Genomic DNA, 16719 nt, shown 5'->3' on the forward strand with positions numbered 1-16719 from the left:
GGGCGCAAGAGGCGCCGGCATCCATCGTCACGCGTCGAGCGCCTCGCGCACCCGGCGGGCGAGCTCGGTCGCCTTGAACGGCTTGCCGATGAAGCGGACGTCGTCATCCATCACGCCGTGATGCCCGATGACGTCCGCCGTGTAACCGGACATGTAAAGGCACTTGATGCCCGGGCGCCGGGTGGCGAGCTCGCGCGCCAGGTCGCGCCCGTTCATCTGCTTCATGATCACGTCGGTCAAAAGCAGGTGAATCTCGCCTCCCCATTGCGCCGCCGCGGTAAGTGCCTCGACAGGCGAGTGCGCCGCCAGCACCCGGTACCCCTTCTGCTCGAGCAGATCCCGCGCCATGCCGAGGATGCTCGGCTCGTCCTCAACGAGGAGGATGGTCTCCGCCCCTCCCGCGTCGTGCCTGGCTGCTGCGGCGTGGGAAGCCTTCGCCTCCTCGCGGCACTTTGGCAGGTAGATGGTGAAGCGCGTCCCCCGTCCGGCGCTGCTCTCGACCTCGATGAAGCCGCCGTTTTGCCTCGTGATGCCGTACACCGTCGAGAGCCCGAGCCCGGTTCCCTTTCCCAGCTCCTTCGTGGTGAAGAAGGGCTCGAAGATCTGCCTGAGCGTTTCCTGGTCCATGCCGCAGCCGTTGTCGCGCACGGCAAGGTACACGTAGTCGCCGGGGAGGATATCCCGGTCGCCTCTTCCCGCGCCGACGGTCTCGGTCCCCGTTTCGATCCTGATCTCGCCGTAGTCGGTGATGGCGTCGCGCGCGTTGATGCACAGGTTGGCTATGATCTGGTCCGCCTGCGTCGGGTCGATCTTCACGCGGCACGGCTCCTCGGACTCGCGCCAGGTGAGGTGGATGTGTTCCCCGATGAGCCTTCTGAGCATCTTCATCATGTCCCGCACCGTCTCGTTCAGGTCGAGTACCCTCGGGGTGACCGGCTGCTGGCGCGCGAAGGCGAGGAGCTGATGGGTGAGGCCGGCGGAGCGCTCGGCCGCCCGGGCGATCTGCTGCAGCATGGGGTAAAGCGGGTCCGACGCATCGAGCGCCTCGAGCCCCATGTCGGCATATGCCATGATGACGGTGAGCTGGTTGTTGAAGTCATGGGCCACACCGCCGGCGAGCCTCCCCACCGATTCCATCTTCTGCGCCTGCTGCAGCCGCGCTTCCAGTTCCGCCTTCGCCGCTTCGGCAAGCTTCAGCTCGGTCACGTCGGTGACGAGGACGAAGAAGCCGCGCGTCGCTCCGTCGACCACGTCCGGGATGTAGTGGGCCCAGGTGTGGCCGACGCTGCCGTCGGTTCTGGTGAGCGTCCTCTCGAAATGCTGCACCTCCCCGGCGAGGGCACGCAGCATGTAGGGCTCGTTCTTTTTGAAAAGCTCCTCCCCTAAGAGCTCGTGAATGGTCATGCCGATCATCTCTTCTGAGCTTCTTCCGAACCATTGCAGGTACGCCTGGTTGGCGAAACGGCAGCGCAACTCCCGGTCCCAGTAGCCGACCATCCCGGGGATGTTGTCGGTGATGGCGCGCAGGAAGCGCTCGCTCGCGGTAAGGGCATCCTCTTTTTGCTTCCGCTCGGTGACGTCGCGGGCGACATGCACGCACGAGGTGACGCGCCCGGCGTCGTCGCGTATGGGAGAGGCGGTCACGCTGAAGGTGCGTTGCAGCCATTTTTCTTCGAATTCCGCCTGCTGCACCGTACCCAATGACATGGCCAGCGCCCCGGGGCAGCCGGGGGGGAGCGTGTCGGAGCCGTGCATCACCTCGTAGCACTTCTTCCCCACCAGGTCGCGCGGGTGGACACCGAGGAGAGCGCCGGTGGCGCGGTTCACCCGCTTGATGCAGTGGTCCTCACCGATGATGGTGATGAGGTCGGGGACGGCGTCGAAAGTCTGTTCCCAGTCTCGTTTCGCCCTCTCTACCACGGCGCAAAGCCGTTGCAATTCCTCGTGGTGTCCTGAGTTTTCCATGGTCTTCCTGTCTTGATGTGTGGGCCGCACAGATACTGTTCGGCAGTAGTCTCTATTAATTTAAGCTGAAAAACGCATGGCAGAAGGTTCTTGTTGTATTAGTTTAAAATAATGTCTTTGTGGTCAATAGGCGTATACAGTTGTGGCGCCGCTGGACCGATAGGTGTTTGCATGGGAGTTACAGAAGCCGTAGTTACGTCTTGTAATATGGAGCACAAATGGCATTCACCTTCTTCATGCGAGACCAGCCGACCCTCGAGCACGCCGCCGACCACATGATTCCCTACGCCTCCGGGCGGAGCCGAATCAAGATCTGGGACGCGGGGTGTGCACTCGGCCAGGAGACCTACACCGTCGCCATGATCTTCGCCGAGAAGATGAACTCCTTCGGCTTCAAGAACCTGCGCATCGACGCCACCGACTACGACAGCGCCAACCACTTCGGCGACATCGTCACCGCCGCCACCTATCCCTACGAAGAACTGCAACGCACCCCGGTCAACCTGTTCAACAAGTACTTCGAACCTGCAGACGAGGCCGGCCGGTACCGGGTTGTGCCGCTGCTGCGCGACCGGGTGAACTTCCAGTACCATGATCTCCTCTCGCTGAAAGCGCCCGGAGGCGACTACTGCCTGGTCGTGTGCAAGAACGTGCTGCTCCATTTCCAGTACCGCGAGCGCATTGAGGTCTTCAGGATGTTTTACGAAGCCCTGGCACCCGGCGGGTATCTCGCCACGGAAAACACACAGAAGCTCCCCCCCGAGGTGTCCCACCTGTTCGAGCAGGTGGTCCCCGATGCCCAGCTGTTCAAGAAGATCGGAGGGGAGTCTTGAAGATCGTTCCCCTGAAGAAGAGTCCCGCGACCTACAGTTGCTGCTCCTATCTGATCCTGGGGGACTGGAACCGCATCGACGATGTCAATACGCTCGTCGATCCGGGGGCGGACGACTACATACTCGACGAGATACGGGCGATTTCGACGGGGTTCGGGAAACAGCCGGTCGAGCAGGTGATTCTCACCCACAACCACTTCGACCACACGTCCGGGTTGCCTGCCGTCAGGTCGGCCTTCGGCTGCCGGGTGCTCGCCTACCGGCAGGGACCAGGGGTCGACGAGGTGCTGCACGATCGGCAGTTCATACGGGCCGGTGACGATTTCCTGCAGGTGCTGCATACCCCCGGGCATTCCAGTGATTCCATCTGTCTGTACGCTCCCGCGGCGGAGGCCCTTTTCTCCGGCGATACGCCGGTGCGGGTGAGAGGCGAGGGGGGGAGCTACACGGAAGAATACCGCGCCGCCCTGCAGAGGCTGTGCGGGCTCAAGATAAGGAAGATATTTTCGGGGCATGACGAGCCGGTACTCGATGGTGGGCTCGAGGTGCTCTTGAGGACGCTTGAGGTGGTACAGAGATCGGAAACAGCCTGAGTTAATTGCAATTTCGAGCCGATACGGATTCGGTTAGCGGTGTCTTGTCGGATAACGCACAGTCAAGGAGGTAGTCATGAAGTGGTTCTACGATTTGAAGCTGGGCACGAAACTGATGACGGGATTCATCACCATCGCCGTCATCGCTGGGTTGGTCGGGTATTTCGGCATCAGGGAGATTCATGGCATCGAGGCTGCCGACGCAAAGCTCTACGAAAGAATCACCATCCCCATAGCCCAGCTGCAGGACGTCTCCACTTCCTTCCAGCGCATCAGGGTCAACCTGAGGGACCTCCTCACCGCCAAGACGCCGCTGGAAGAGCAGGCGAAGATCGAGAGAATCAAAACGCTGCGCGGCGAACTGGACAAGGCGGCCGTGGACTTCGAGAAGACCATACTCACCGACGAGGGGCGCAAGCTCTTCCAGGAGTTCAAGCAGGCCCGTGCCGGGTATGATCCCATCATCGATCAGATCGTGCGGCTGGCCCAGACCGGCAGGGACGGCGAGGCCAGGATACTGATGGAGGGGGACGGCGCCAAGTTCTCCCGGATGGAGCAGGATTCCATCGACAAGCTGGTGGACGCCAAGCTGAAACAGGCGAAGCTTACCGCCGACGGCAACGCAGAAATGGCGAACACCGCCACCAAGATCATGCTGATCCTCATCGTGGTCGGTGTAGCGCTCGCAGTCGGCTTCGGACTTTTCATCACGAGAATCGTGCAACGTCAGCTCGGGGCCGACCCCAAAGAGGTGGGCGACGTTGCCAACCGCGTGGCGGTGGGGGACATGAGCGTCACCATCGACTTGAAGGACAAGCACGGCGACAGCGTGATGGTCGCCATGCAGAAGATGGTCGAGTCGATCAAAGCCCTCGTGGCGGACACGAACATGCTTTCCGATGCGGCCATCGCAGGGAAGCTCGCCACCCGCGCCGACGCATCCAGGCACCAGGGTGACTTCCAGAAGGTGGTGGCCGGCGTGAACGACACCCTTGACGCGGTGATCGGTCCCCTGAACGTGGCGGCCGAATACGTGGACCGCATCTCCAAGGGGGACATCCCCCCGAGGATCACGGACAGCTACAACGGCGACTTCAACGAGATCAAGAACAACCTGAACGTCTGTATCGACGCGGTGCATGCGCTCGTGGCCGATGCCGATATGCTGAGCCAGGCGGCCGTGGCCGGCAAACTCGCCACCCGCGCTGATGCCTCGAAACACCAGGGAGACTTCAGAAGGATCGTCTCCGGCGTGAACGACACCTTGGACGCGGTGATCGGACCCCTGAACGTGGCGGCGGAGTACGTGGACCGCATCTCCAAGGGGGACATCCCCCCGAGGATCACGGACAGCTACAACGGCGATTTCAACGAAATCAAGAACAACCTGAACGTCTGCATAGACACCCTGGCCGCCCTGATCGCCGACATGAACAACATGTCGAAACAGCATGACCTGGGCGACATCGAAGTTCAGATTGCCGCGGGCAACTACCAGGGGGTCTACCGCGAGATGGCGACGGGCGTCAACAACATGGTGAACGGTCACATCGCGGTGAAGAAGAAGGCGATGGCCTGCATTGCCGAGTTCGGGCGCGGCAACTTCGAAGCGGAGCTCGAGAAGTTCCCCGGGAAGAAGGCCTTCATCAACGAGACCATCGAGCAGGTGCGGACGAACCTCAAGGCGCTCATCGCCGATGCGAACGTGCTTGTCGAGGCGGCGGTGGCCGGCAAACTGGCAACCCGCGCCGACGCCTCCAGGCATGAGGGTGATTTCCGAAAGATCGTGCAGGGGGTGAACGACACCCTTGACGCGGTGATCGGGCCTTTGAACGTGGCGGCGGAGTACGTGGACCGCATCTCCAAGGGGGACATCCCCCCGAGGATCACGGACAACTACAACGGGGACTTCAACGAGATCAAACTGAACCTCAACAACTGTATCGACATCATGAATAACCTCCTCACCGAGGCGGACAAGGTGACCCGGGCCGCGGCCGAAGGGAAACTGGACGAGCGCGCCAACGTTGAACTCTTCGTCGGAGGGTGGAAAGAACTGGTCGTCGGGGTGAACAACATCGTCACCAACATCGTAAACCCGCTTATGGTGACCGCGGACTACGTGGACAAGGTGGCCAAGGGGGTCATCCCGCCGCAGATCGTCACCGAGTACAAGGGGCAGTACAACATAATCAAGGACAACCTGAACGCCGTGGTGAAGATGATGAACGAGCTCCTGGAGCAGACCGACATCATCATCCAGGCGGCTGCGGACGGCGAGCTGGACAAGCGTGCCGACGCAACGATTTTTGTCGGCGGCTGGAACAAGCTCGTGGCTGGCGTGAACGACACGGTGACCAACATCGTGAACCCGCTCATGGTGACCGCAGGCTACGTGGACCGCATCGCCAAAGGGGATATGCCCCCCGCCATCACCGCGGAGTACAAGGGGCAGTACAACCTGATCAAGAACAACCTGAACATGCTGGTAGACGCCATCAACAAGATCACCGAGGCGGCCAAGGAGGTCTCAGTGGGTAACCTCATGGTGAGCCTCAGGGAGAGAAGCGACAACGACGAGTTGATCCGCGCCCTCTCCGCCATGGTGGGCAAGATCACCGAGGTGGTGACCGAGGTGAAGATGGCGGCGGACAACGTCGCCTCCGGCAGCGTGCAACTCTCGGCGAACGCGCAGTCCATGTCCGAGGGGGCTTCGCAGCAGGCGGCGGCGGCCGAGGAGGCGTCCTCCTCCATGGAGGAGATGAGCGCCAACATAAAGCAGAACGCGGACAACGCCCAGCAGACCGAGAAGATCGCGGTGAAATCGGCGGAGGACGCCAAGGAGGGTGGCAAGGCGGTCTCCGAAACGGTGCAGGCGATGAAGGACATCGCGGGGAGGATCTCCATCATCGAGGAGATCGCGCGCCAGACCAACATGCTTGCCTTAAACGCCGCCATCGAGGCGGCCCGCGCCGGGGAGCACGGCAAGGGCTTCGCCGTTGTGGCAAGCGAGGTGAGAAAGCTCGCCGAGAGGAGCCAGGTGGCGGCGGGCGAGATCTCGGAGCTCTCCGTCTCCAGCGTCGAGGTGGCCGAGCGGGCGGGCGAGATGCTCTCCGCCATCCTCCCCGACATCCAGAAGACCGCCGAGCTCGTGCAGGAGATCAACGCCTCCAGCAAGGAGCAGGACACCGGCGCGCAGCAGATCAACAAGGCGATCCAGCAGCTCGACCAGGTGATTCAGCAGAACGCCTCGGCGAGCGAGGAGATGGCCTCCACCGCCGAGGAACTCTCCTCGCAGTCTGCCCAGCTGCAGTCGACCATCGCCTTCTTCAGGGTGGACGGCGCGGCACGCCAGTTGCCGGCGGCACCAAAGCCGCTCACCAAGTCCGCCGGCAAGGCGGAGGTGAAGGGGATCAAGAAAAACGGACTGCAGACCAAAAAGGCGATGGGGCACGACCTCATCATGAGTGACATGGACGGTGACAGCGACTTCGAGAGGTTCTAGACGAAGGGGAAGGGGAGCGGCCCATGACGGCGCCGCTCCCCGGCAATCGCCGCCGGTCAAGGAGGATGCGAGCATGGGCGCTCAGCTCGTGAAAATCACCAAAAAGAAGGACCGCACCCTGGTAGCGGTGCAAGGTGCGATGACGGTGGCGAACGCGGCCGAACTGAAGGAGCGTTTCCTTGAGGCGTTCGCGCCCGGCCGCGATGTAGAGCTTTCCTTGGCCGGGGTGACCGAGATCGACGCCACCGGCTTGCAGCTTTTGTGCAGTTGCCACCGTACCTCCGTGGAACGCGGTACGGGCTTTAAGATGAAACAGGAGAGCGAGTCGCTGGTCGAGGTGGCGCGGACCGCGGGGATGTACCGGCTCAAGGGGTGCGTAGTGGATGCCGAGGGAACCTGCATCTGGCTAGAGCAGAACGAGAGGGTGACCCGATGAGCGACGATTTTGCCCAGGCGTTCAAGGACGAGGCGCGGGAGCTTCTTGCCGATCTCGAAGAGGCGCTGCTGGAGATGGAAGAGAACCCGGAGGACCTGGCCATCGTCGGCCGCGTCTTCAGGACCATGCACACCATCAAGGGTTCGGGTGCCATGTTCGGTTTTGACGACATCGCCTCGTTCACCCACAACGTGGAGACGGTCTACGACCTGGTCAGGAACGGGGCGCTGGCGGTGAGCAGGGAACTCGTCGACCTGAGCCTCGCCGCGCGTGACCGCATCCTCGCCATGCTAGAGGCGTCGGAAAGCGGCGTTGCGGCCGACCCGGCGCTCAACGAGGAGGTTATCGCGCGCTTTCGGGCCATGGTCCCAGCGCCGGTCGAGAGCCAGGACGCGGACCCGGTCGAGGAGGATGGGGCGGAAGACCCGCCGGAAGCGCTCGTCACCTACCGGATCCGTTTCAAGCCGGAGGCGGAGATCTTCTCAACCGGCGGCAACCCGCTTGCACTGCTGCGCGAGCTGCAGGAACTCGGGCCGTGCAACATCGTGGCTCATACCTGCAACATGGAGAGCCTGGACCGCCTGGAGCCGGAGCGTTGCTACCTCTTCTGGGACATCATCCTCACCACAGCGGCGGGGCGTAACGCCATCGAGGACGTCTTCATCTTCGTGGAGGACTCCTGCGAGCTGAACATAACGGTGATCGACGACGGCACCAGGCAGGAACAGGGGACGTACAAGAAACTGGGTGAGATCCTCATCGAGCGTGGCGACCTCACCCCCGGGCAGATGGACGAGCTGCTCGGGAGACAAAAGCGGATCGGGGAGCTGGCGCTCGAGGCGGGGCTCGTCGACGCGGCCGCGATCAACTCTGCCCTGATCGAGCAGCAGCACGTGAAAGAGGTGCGCCAGGAGCGCCAGTCCCAGGTCCAGTCCCAGGAGGCCACCTCGAGCATCCGGGTAAGCGCTGAAAAGCTCGACGTCCTGGTGAACCTGGTCGGCGAGCTGGTCACGGTGCAGGCCCGTCTCTCCATGGTGGCCCAGGAACTGAAGAAGCACGCGGAGCTCGTCTCGGTGGCCGAGGAGGTGGAGCGGCTCACCAACGACCTGAGGGACAACGCGCTGGACATCAGGATGCTCCCCATAGGCGCCACCTTCTCGAAGTTCAAACGTCTGGTGCGCGATCTCTCCGGCGAACTCGGCAAGACGATCGAGATGACCACCGAGGGGGCCGACACCGAGCTGGACAAGACGGTGATCGAGAAGCTGAACGATCCGCTCGTGCACATCATCCGCAACAGCATCGACCACGGCGTGGAGACCCCGGCCGAGCGGGAGGCGAAGGGGAAGCCGAGGACCGGCAACATCCACCTCTCCGCGCTCCATTCCGGCGACAGCGTGCTCATCACCATCCGCGACGACGGCGCCGGACTGAACGTCGACGCGATCAGGGCGAAGGCGGTGGAGCGCAAGATCATCCCGGCGAACGCCGAGATGTCGGACCGGGAGATCTGGCAGCTCATCTTCGCTCCCGGCTTCTCTACGGCGAGCAAGGTCACCAGCGTCTCCGGGCGCGGCGTCGGCATGGACGTGGTGAAGCAGGCGATCGAGGGGCTGCGCGGCAGCATCGACGTGAAGAGCGATCCCGGACGCGGCACCTCGATCACCCTGAAGATCCCGCTCACCCTGGCCATCATCGAGAGCCTCTTGGTGCAGATAGGCAAGGACCGCTTCGTCATGCCGCTCTCCATGGTGGACGAGTGCATCCTCCTTACCGAAAAGGAGATGGAACAGAATCCCGGCCGGGACATACTGCTCGTGCGCGAGAGAATCGTCCCTTACGTCCCGCTCAGGCAGATGTTCCGCATCGAGGGGAAGGCACCGTCGATCCAGCAGGTGGTGATCTGCCAACTGGAGGGAAAAAGGGTCGGCCTGGTCGTCGACTGGGTGATTGGCGAACACCAGACGGTGATCAAGTCACTGGGGCGCATGTACCAGCAGGTGGTGGGGATGTCCGGAGCGACCATCCTGGGCGACGGCTCCGTCGCGCTCATCCTCGACGTCCCCGCCATCATGAAGGCCGCGGAAGAGGCAGGGTGAAATCAAGACCCAGCCGGGAAAACGAGCAAATGATTCTTCAGAGTCTTGGGGAACGCAAAGCGCAGCTGCCTACAAAGCACTGCATGAGCCCTAACGTCCCCCCCTTTGCGAAGGGGGAGCCTGCCCCCCGTAGCGTTCCGCGAAGGGGGGGCAGGGGGGATTTGCCTTAGGTCAGACCATCCAAGCTCTGCTGCCGCACCCATCGCACGCTGCCTTGAATAAATGACAGATGCAGAATAACGCGATGAAACGAGAAACGGGCGCCTTCAGCAGAAGACGCCCGTTTCTTTTCGGACCCGGAGTGGTGTCCTATTTCTGGTTTATCGCGCCGAGGCGCCAGGGGTTGTTGCCGACCGGCCTCGTGAAGGTCCAGTACTCCTCGAACTTCACCGGCTCCGTCTTGCTGCCGGCGACCACTGTGCCGTTTTCGTCGGTCGTGTAGTCGAGGAGGTTCGCGTAGATGAGGGCGGTGATGTAATCCTGACCCGCCTCCTGCCACACCTCGGCCACTTCCACGCTGCGCACCGCGATGTTTTCCAGCCGGTTCACACGCCCTTCGCGCAACAGCCGCTCGATGTCCTCCTTGAAGCCCCCCTGCATCTCAGGCGTCAAAAGCGGGGAGAGCGTCTGCAGGTCCCGGTTCATCCAGCCCCCCTGGATCCTGAAGAAGTTGTCCATGACAAGGTCCTTGAAGCGGTTCTCGTCGAAGCCCGCGTCCATCTGGCGCAGATGGGAGAGACCGGTCTGCACGTCGTCACGTGCCGGCTCCTCGACATGGTACGAGGCCGGGATGGCCTGCCCCCCGTACCCTTGCTGGCGATCGTACCCGTAACCGCCCGGCACGCTGGCAAGCGGCGTTTCGCTGCGGCGCCTTTTCACCATGCGGTAGATGAGGTAGGCGATACCGGCCAAAAGCACGATTTCGAAGAGGCCGATCCCGCCGCCGCCGAAACCCATGCCGCCGGCCCCGGCCATGCCCCTGAAGAGCATGCCGCCTAAAAGGCCGCCGGCGATGCCGCCCGCCATGCTGCGCAGAAAGCCTCCGCCTGCCGAAGGCTGCTGCATCCCGCCGGGCATGGGGGAGGGGGAGTACTGCTGCTGGGAAGGGGCGGACTGCCGGTACGAGGAAGCGGGCGCGGAATAGCTGCGGGAACCGCGGCTTCCCGTGGAACGCCCACCGCCGGCGCGGGCATGGGCGCTGGTCTCCAGCACCGTCGCGCTCAGCATGAGGACTGCGGCGAATACTGCGAAGGCTTTGGCGAATTGTCGTTTCATCTGGTGTTGTCTCCTTGGTGGTTGTTTCAGAAAGTGCAGTTCTAGTTCCCGGCGAGCACCAGGGCCGGGCGCGATCCCTTGTTCGTCGTGCCGGAGCGCCCGCGTCCCTTGGCGAGCCAGAAACCTATCGCCTCGCGCACGAGGTCGGACACGTTAAGGGACGTGGCCCTGGTAAGTCGCTCCAACAGCCGTTTCTCCTGATCGCTCACCCTGAGCGATACCACGTTTTTCAGGACCGGTGTACCCTTTTTCTGGGTCTCCTTCTTCTTTCTCATCGTTTTTCTTTTTGCTACCGTCGCGTATTGTTGTTTTTGTTCGAGGTGCATTTTTTTCACTCCTTACGGGTATTTGCCCGTTTCAAGAGGCGCCGCTACAGCACCGCTGCGCCGGTTCATGGTAAAAAAAAAGACCTTTACCCATGGCGATTGACTCGCTACAGGTAAAGGTCTTGCTGTTTTCTTGAAAGATTATCCTCAGGTCCGGGTGTTGCCACCGTCTTGACGAACCAGAGGTCGGCCATTTCTCCGGCCGATAGCTACTCCCCTTTACAGGCTCTGATAATAATAACGCCCCGCTTCCGTGTCAACCCATTTCTTCAATTTTCGTAAACGCGGTAGTCGCATTTGCGTGTCTTAATCTTTCCTTCTTTTGCTATACAATTGTCCCGGGCGCGAGCCCGTGCATCCAGACCACACTGCCTCACAGGGAGCCGGACATGACCAGAGCCGCCACCAGCGTGATGCGCTACGCGCGATTCTTCACCCTCGCCGGGGTCAGGAAGGTCCTCGATTACGGCGCGGGGCTTCTGCGTAACTCCATTTACCTCGCGGAGCAGGGGTTCCAGGTTTATGCCGCGGACCTCCCGGAACAGATCAAGGCGCTTTCTCTGCATCCCGGGTCGTCCAGGCTCGCGGGGCTTCTGTCCGTCAGGGACCTGCCGCAGACGGAACTCGGCGTGGATCTGGTACTCTCGACCTACGTCTTCAACATCATCGCGACCCGGGAGAAGAGGGGACAGTACCTGGAAAACGTGGTGCTCAACCTGAAACCCGGCGGGTTTTTCCTCATCGAGGTGAACAGAAGTAGCGACGAGACGCCCTGCACGTCCGTGCTGCGCCATTATCCTGGATGCGACGGCCAGAGGAAAAGCTACTGCAGCGACGACCTTGACCGGTTGCTCGTTCCTCTTAATTTCCGCAGGATCTGTCATTACTACAGCAGTCATGCCCTTGCCGCAGTATATCGACACGGATGATCACATGAACTTGGAGCGTGCAACGGCTATTTAGCTGCGCGCCATGAGGATATTTTGTCATTGCAAAGTGGAAATTGCTGTAGAAACATGCTAAATGAATGTGGCAGTTGATCATCAAGCGGGGGTGTGCATGGCTTTAAAGGACGTCAGGATACTTATCGTGGACGACGAGCTTTTTTTCCGTCAGGTGCTGCGCGCCGTGCTGGAGCAGATCGGCTTCACCGTGGTCGGAGAAGCGGCGACCGGTGACGAGGCGCTGCAGCAGTACAAAGCCCTGCGGCCGCACATCGTGATCATGGACATCTACATGCCAGACAAAAACGGTATCGATGCCACCAAGGAGCTGGTCGCCATAGACCCCAACGCCCGTGTGCTCGTCGCCAGCGCCTCCGACTTCGACAGCGATATACAGGCCGCCCTGGACGCGGGAGCGAAGGGGAACCTGATGAAGCCCTTCGTCCCCAAGGAAATCTACGAAACGATCCGCAAGGTGCTCACCGGAAAGTAGGGAGTGTGCGGAAGGGCCATGGGAGCGGCACCGCGAAAACCACGAGCTTTCGTAGCTTTTCGCGCCGCTGCAAAAATATTCTCGCGTGACGGATTTTTTGGGTTGACTGGGTAGGCCTGTTTTGCTATAAAACGGTCTCTCGTTGAGCGGGAATAACTCAGTGGTAGAGTGCAACCTTGCCAAGGTTGAAGTCGCGGGTTCGAACCCCGTTTCCCGCTCCAAAAATTTCAAACCCCGGTGGCCACGACGGCTTCCGGGGTTTTTTCGTTTCGCACCAAATCTCACGCTTCAAAAGGATTCCGATGACAACCCTGCCCAAATGTCCATCCTGCAGTTCCGCATACACCTATGAAGACGGCGCGCTATACGTTTGCCCCGAGTGCGGCAACGAATGGCCCCAGGCCGAGTCCGAGAGCGCGGAAAGCGACAGCGTGGTCCGTGACGCCTTCGGTAATGTGCTCCAGGATGGCGACTCGGTCACCGTGATCAAGGACCTGAAGATCAAGGGCTCCTCCTCCGTGGTTAAGGTCGGCACCAAGGTGCGCAACATCCGTCTCGTCGACGGCGACCACGACATAGACTGCAAGATCGACGGCATCGGCGCCATGCAGTTGAAGTCCGAGTACGTGAAGAAGGCCTGACCGCCGGCACGACTACAACCAAACTTGGCGTCCCACCTAAAGCCCCTGCTTACATGAACCTCATGCCGCCGGGGCTTTGTTTGTCCCCTCCTTGCCGAGGCCACGCGCCGTAGCGAGATCTCTAGATCTCGGTGTCTCTTATTAAAAATGCAGCGTCTTTTCAAACCTCAATCCCATCCCCGTGCTCGTCAACCTAACCACCTTCGCATTTATGCCGATGGTGGGAGTGTCGTTGATGGTGAGCGCGACCACGTCGTTTACGTGCATCTTGGACGCCGCCGTCACAAAGGCACCATCAACGCTGACATTCTCCACTTCCCCCTCAATATCGTGATTATCCCAATGGATGTATGCCTTCGCGCGAAAGGCAAGTCTGGCAGAAGATCTTTTCTCTATGTCCACGGCCGCCTCCTTCATTTGAGATGTACCTAAGGCATTAGAGTCAACTGATACTATTTTACGTGGAAAGTGTACGGCGGGGAAGATACTTTACAAGGTTCCATAGTGGTAACCGTTTGTGCAGCCAGTCCAGTCGGGAGGTCGGCACCAAGGTGCGCAACATCCGTCTCGTCGACGGCGACCACGACATAGACTGCAAGATCGACGGCATCGGCGCCATGCAGTTGAAGTCCGAGTGCGTCAAGAAAGCCTGATGTCACGACGCTTCATCGCAAGCCCCGGTTTCACCTTCAGCGTCTTCGGGGGGATCTTCACAGGTATACCCGAAGTAAAGCATCCCGTACGCCTCCTGGACTTCCTCCGCGGTCCGTTTCTTTCCTCCCCCGAGAGGGAGGGGCTTCCATGCTAGCAGTGAGCGCAGCTCCCGCGTCACGTCTTTGAGTGTCAATTCCCGTCGCTCTTCGCTGTAATCGAAGCAGTACCACTTTCTTGCCGGCCTTGTGGATACGATTGCACTGAATGGGAAGGGGGCAGACAACTCGTTGGTGCCGAAATCATACAACGCCGCTTTCTGTTTGATAGCTATCATGACGGTGTTCGTGGTCGGAGATACCCCGAGGATTCTGTGGTTCATCTTGAAAAAGAAGCAACCGGGCGATTCGGGGAATTCGGTGTAGTCGTCGAACTTGAAGTCCACCCTCTTCAGCATGTGACTGTAGAAGTAGTAGATGTGCCTGTTCTCTTCGTCGACCTCCCATATATCAGGTGTCATCCCCATGATGAAGTCGTAGGTAAGGTTTCTTGTGCAGATTCTCGTTTCGTCTGTTGCGCCTATGATGAACCTGTCCGGTGCGCTGGAAAGGCGCTTACTGTAGATCACGGGCTCGTCTTTTATCTGCACGGTGTCCGCCATGCCGTTTCTGCTCCTCACGCGCATCCGCCCCATTTTCCCTGGTCTCGAGCCGTCCTCGTACTTTATGTTGAGGTAGTAGTCGGTCTCTCTATCGCTGCTTAAGTAGATGTCGACAACGGTGGCCCCTTCTTCGAGCAAAAAGGCTTCTGAGACGTCGAACAGCGCCGTGATCGCCCATTTTGAAGCGGTGAGCTCGGCACGGACGACATAGTTTGTCTCAGTAATGCCTCTGAATAGGAAAATGCCCTTCGCGGGAAGCGCATCGACTAGATGTCCCCCGGTCAGGTAGATCGAATCGAATCTCGTGGCGCTCATCTCGTGCAGGTCGACGAGGATGAAATACTTCAATCCAGTCAAAAAGATGTGGCGGTCCGTGGATCCTCTGTAGGCGAGTGCCGGTTCCGACGTCAGGTCGACCGGCATATCGTTGGAAAAATTCAGAGTCAAGCCGCTCCTCTCGATCTTAAACAGTTCCCCGACTTCATCCTCCACCTTTTTCAGCGAAGTCTCGTCGGCTATGTGTTCACGCAGTAAAGAGGCCCTCCGTACGTTTCCGAACAGTCTGCACACCGCATATGCATTTACCAGCTCATCCCCGTCGGGTTCCGTCTCTAACAGGGACTGGCGTTCCCGCATTGTTTGTAGGTGTCCGTTTCGCTCCTCCTCGGGGAGAACCGACATCCTCTTTCTGATCCGGTTGAAGATAGTGCCGATCCGCACCGCGTCCGCATCTTCACTTTGCGCCTGTTCCAGTAGCAGTGCGATTTCGCTTCTCGCCGCTTCCTGTTCGCGCCCAAGCAGCATGCGGTACGGCTCCGCGAATTCAGGACAGTGCCCGAAGTAGTCCCTGATCTCCTCCATGATCACGAAACATCCTGCCTGTTCCCCCGTCTCAAACGCCGACTTTGCCTCCACGAACCTGAGCCAGGCCTCCCGCGCGCTCTTTCCGGGAACCTTCTGAAGTCGCCTGTTCTGGTGTAAGACCGAGAAATAAGGCGAGACGCCGCAGGCTTCGCGGTACGCTTCGGGGTGATCGTCCTGACGGGAGAGCCACTCGATGATGTCGTAGCATTCCTGCCATTTCCGCGTCTCAGCTTCCTTGCGGAGCGTTTCCAGCTTGCTCTCAACCTGGTACCTCTTTATGGCCGCTTTTTCCGCCGCGATCAAACCCGCGATCCTTTCTTGGGCCTTCGTATCATGTTCCTGCAGCGTTTCCAACAGCTCCAGCCTCTTCGGGCCGGGCTCGCTCATCTCCAACCGCCGCCAGAGCGCGGCCAGTTTCTCCGCCTCCCTTTTTGCGGCGGCCATGGCGATGATCTCGCGGGGCCTTTGCAGCGAGGGACACCGGCCTAGTGCCTCACGGCTCTGCGCCTCGGCCTGCTCCATGTCGTTCAGGGTCAGCGCCTCCTCGGCCCTTTGCACCCAGGGCTGCGCTTCCCGGCGCATCGCCGTCTCGACGCTGCTCATCAAGGCGGCGTGGTCGACGACGAAGCCTTCCTTTTCGTCCGCCTCTTTCAGAAGATGCCATGCGTGAGCGAGGTTGCCGTCCTTGAAGGAGATGTCGGCGTAGGCGCAAAGGGCATTCTTGCCGAGGTCGACGGCGTGGAGGCCGTCGAAGAGGGCACGGGCCTCCTGGGTCATGCCGTTACGGTGGTAGGCGAGGGCGATGAGTTCCCTTACCGCCGTGTCCCTCAACACAGCCCTGGGCTGCGCCAGCAGTGTCCGGATGGCGGCTGTGTAGGCCCCCATATCCTGCAACAGCATCGTCGCCGCCCTGAGGAGGGCGGGGAGGTGCCGGTTGTTCTCTATCCGGATGTCGCAAAGGAGCCTTTCCGCCTGCGAGTAGTCGAATTCATCGAGGAGTCGTTGCGCCTGCCTGACTACATCCATTGGGGAGGCGGGCGTCTCTGCCGTCACTTTATCTTTCCGGGGGGGCTTCGTCTGCGGTTTCGCTTCGGGGACGGCGACCGTACGCAGGGCGTTCTCAGAAAAGACACCCATTACCGCATGACAGGCGTCGATAGAAGGAAGGGTGTTGTGCTTTATCAGCACGATGTCCGGTGCGCAGGGGTGAGGGGCCAGGTGGAAGGCTTCTCCGTAATTTTCCAACAACAGATTCTGGAGTGCGTTCTTAAGGCGGTACCCTCGTTTCCGGTCCTCGTCATGAAGCTGAAGGCGGGTAGGGTTCACCCTCTTGATCAGGCTGATCAGTTCCGTTGACGAAGGTAAACGCGAAGATGAAAGCAGATTCTCGGCCTCTGCGACGTGCAGCTCCCAGGTCATGGCCCCCCCTTACG

At 60.5% G+C, this 16719-nt stretch carries 13 protein-coding genes, 1 tRNA gene and 1 pseudogene; 10 read left to right on the forward strand and 5 right to left on the reverse strand.

Translation table 11 applies throughout. From position 1 onward, the window contains the following. Window positions 1-27: 27 nt before the first annotated feature. A complete protein-coding gene (locus E4633_RS14150) occupies window positions 28-1965 on the reverse strand; it encodes a hybrid sensor histidine kinase/response regulator (protein ID WP_135871081.1) in 1938 nt (645 codons plus the stop codon). Window positions 1966-2183: 218 nt separating this feature from the next. Between E4633_RS14150 and E4633_RS14155 the strand changes: the two genes are divergently transcribed. The 5 genes from E4633_RS14155 (at window position 2184) to E4633_RS14175 (ending at window position 9431) form a co-directional block, all read left to right on the forward strand. Then, window positions 2184-2798, forward strand: a complete 615-nt coding sequence (locus tag E4633_RS14155; protein ID WP_135871083.1) for a CheR family methyltransferase — start codon at window positions 2184-2186, stop codon at window positions 2796-2798. Then, a complete protein-coding gene (locus E4633_RS14160) occupies window positions 2795-3391 on the forward strand; it encodes an MBL fold metallo-hydrolase (RefSeq protein ID WP_135871085.1) in 597 nt (198 codons plus the stop codon). The genes E4633_RS14155 and E4633_RS14160 overlap by 4 nt, the downstream gene beginning before the upstream one ends. Before the next feature lie 76 nt (window positions 3392-3467). Then, entirely contained in the window at window positions 3468-6896 is a 3429-nt protein-coding gene (locus E4633_RS14165; RefSeq protein ID WP_135871087.1) for an MCP four helix bundle domain-containing protein, read from the forward strand. 73 nt (window positions 6897-6969) lie between these two features. Then, the gene (locus E4633_RS14170) at window positions 6970-7332 is read left to right on the forward strand and encodes an STAS domain-containing protein (RefSeq protein WP_135871089.1); all 363 of its coding nucleotides are present in this window, start codon (window positions 6970-6972) and stop codon (window positions 7330-7332) included. Continuing rightward, window positions 7329-9431 (forward strand): chemotaxis protein CheA, encoded by a 2103-nt coding sequence (locus E4633_RS14175; protein ID WP_135871091.1) that lies wholly within the window; start codon window positions 7329-7331, stop codon window positions 9429-9431. The genes E4633_RS14170 and E4633_RS14175 overlap by 4 nt, the downstream gene beginning before the upstream one ends. 309 nt (window positions 9432-9740) lie before the next feature. On the opposite strand, the gene E4633_RS14180 is transcribed toward E4633_RS14175, so the two are convergent. Both E4633_RS14180 and E4633_RS14185 read right to left on the reverse strand, forming a co-directional pair. After that, window positions 9741-10706, reverse strand: coding sequence for a Tim44 domain-containing protein (locus tag E4633_RS14180; RefSeq protein ID WP_135871093.1), 966 nt, complete (start codon window positions 10704-10706; stop codon window positions 9741-9743). Window positions 10707-10747: 41 nt separating this feature from the next. Beyond that, window positions 10748-10981, reverse strand: coding sequence for a ribbon-helix-helix protein, CopG family (locus tag E4633_RS14185; RefSeq protein ID WP_246038141.1), 234 nt, complete (start codon window positions 10979-10981; stop codon window positions 10748-10750). A 440-nt stretch (window positions 10982-11421) separates the two neighbouring features. Between E4633_RS14185 and E4633_RS14190 the strand changes: the two genes are divergently transcribed. The 4 genes from E4633_RS14190 to E4633_RS14205 all read left to right on the forward strand — a co-directional run bounded on the left by E4633_RS14190 (window position 11422) and on the right by E4633_RS14205 (window position 13110). Beyond that, on the forward strand, window positions 11422-11961 hold the full coding sequence (locus E4633_RS14190) for a class I SAM-dependent methyltransferase (protein ID WP_135871097.1): 540 nt from the start codon (window positions 11422-11424) through the stop codon (window positions 11959-11961). A gap of 130 nt (window positions 11962-12091) precedes the next feature. Further along, the gene (locus E4633_RS14195) at window positions 12092-12469 is read left to right on the forward strand and encodes a response regulator (protein WP_135871098.1); all 378 of its coding nucleotides are present in this window, start codon (window positions 12092-12094) and stop codon (window positions 12467-12469) included. A 146-nt stretch (window positions 12470-12615) separates the two neighbouring features. Next, window positions 12616-12690 (forward strand) — tRNA-Gly (locus tag E4633_RS14200). Window positions 12691-12771: 81 nt separating this feature from the next. After that, entirely contained in the window at window positions 12772-13110 is a 339-nt protein-coding gene (locus E4633_RS14205) for a zinc ribbon domain-containing protein YjdM (protein WP_135871100.1), read from the forward strand. Between the two features lie 141 nt (window positions 13111-13251). Here the strand turns inward: E4633_RS14205 and E4633_RS14210 are convergent, their stop codons facing one another. After that, entirely contained in the window at window positions 13252-13512 is a 261-nt protein-coding gene (locus E4633_RS14210; RefSeq protein WP_135871102.1) for a PilZ domain-containing protein, read from the reverse strand. Between the two features lie 119 nt (window positions 13513-13631). Here E4633_RS14210 and E4633_RS14215 point away from each other — a divergent pair. Beyond that, a pseudogene (locus E4633_RS14215) lies at window positions 13632-13763 on the forward strand (PhnA domain-containing protein); the annotation flags it as partial. 2 nt (window positions 13764-13765) lie between these two features. On the opposite strand, the gene E4633_RS14220 reads toward E4633_RS14215, so the two are convergent. Continuing rightward, window positions 13766-16705: a tetratricopeptide repeat protein gene (locus E4633_RS14220; protein WP_135871104.1), complete on the reverse strand. Its 2940-nt coding sequence runs from the start codon at window positions 16703-16705 to the stop codon at window positions 13766-13768. Between the last annotated feature and the right edge of the window lie 14 nt (window positions 16706-16719).

This window comes from Geomonas terrae (assembly GCF_004791675.1).
GTDB classification, from domain to species: Bacteria; Desulfobacterota; Desulfuromonadia; order Geobacterales; family Geobacteraceae; genus Geomonas; species Geomonas edaphica.

Bases quoted from the DNA above. Each gene is read 5' to 3' on its own strand.
- E4633_RS14150 (WP_135871081.1), bottom strand. From the start codon at position 1,965: ATGGAAAACTCAGGACACCACGAGGAATTGCAACGGCTTTGCGCCGTG.
- E4633_RS14155 (WP_135871083.1), top strand. From the start codon at position 2,184: ATGGCATTCACCTTCTTCATGCGAGACCAGCCGACCCTCGAGCACGCC.
- E4633_RS14165 (WP_135871087.1), top strand. From the start codon at position 3,468: ATGAAGTGGTTCTACGATTTGAAGCTGGGCACGAAACTGATGACGGGA.
- E4633_RS14170 (WP_135871089.1), top strand. From the start codon at position 6,970: ATGGGCGCTCAGCTCGTGAAAATCACCAAAAAGAAGGACCGCACCCTG.
- E4633_RS14175 (WP_135871091.1), top strand. From the start codon at position 7,329: ATGAGCGACGATTTTGCCCAGGCGTTCAAGGACGAGGCGCGGGAGCTT.
- E4633_RS14180 (WP_135871093.1), bottom strand. From the start codon at position 10,706: ATGAAACGACAATTCGCCAAAGCCTTCGCAGTATTCGCCGCAGTCCTC.
- E4633_RS14185 (WP_246038141.1), bottom strand. From the start codon at position 10,981: ATGAGAAAGAAGAAGGAGACCCAGAAAAAGGGTACACCGGTCCTGAAA.
- E4633_RS14190 (WP_135871097.1), top strand. From the start codon at position 11,422: ATGACCAGAGCCGCCACCAGCGTGATGCGCTACGCGCGATTCTTCACC.
- E4633_RS14195 (WP_135871098.1), top strand. From the start codon at position 12,092: ATGGCTTTAAAGGACGTCAGGATACTTATCGTGGACGACGAGCTTTTT.
- E4633_RS14205 (WP_135871100.1), top strand. From the start codon at position 12,772: ATGACAACCCTGCCCAAATGTCCATCCTGCAGTTCCGCATACACCTAT.
- E4633_RS14220 (WP_135871104.1), bottom strand. From the start codon at position 16,705: ATGACCTGGGAGCTGCACGTCGCAGAGGCCGAGAATCTGCTTTCATCT.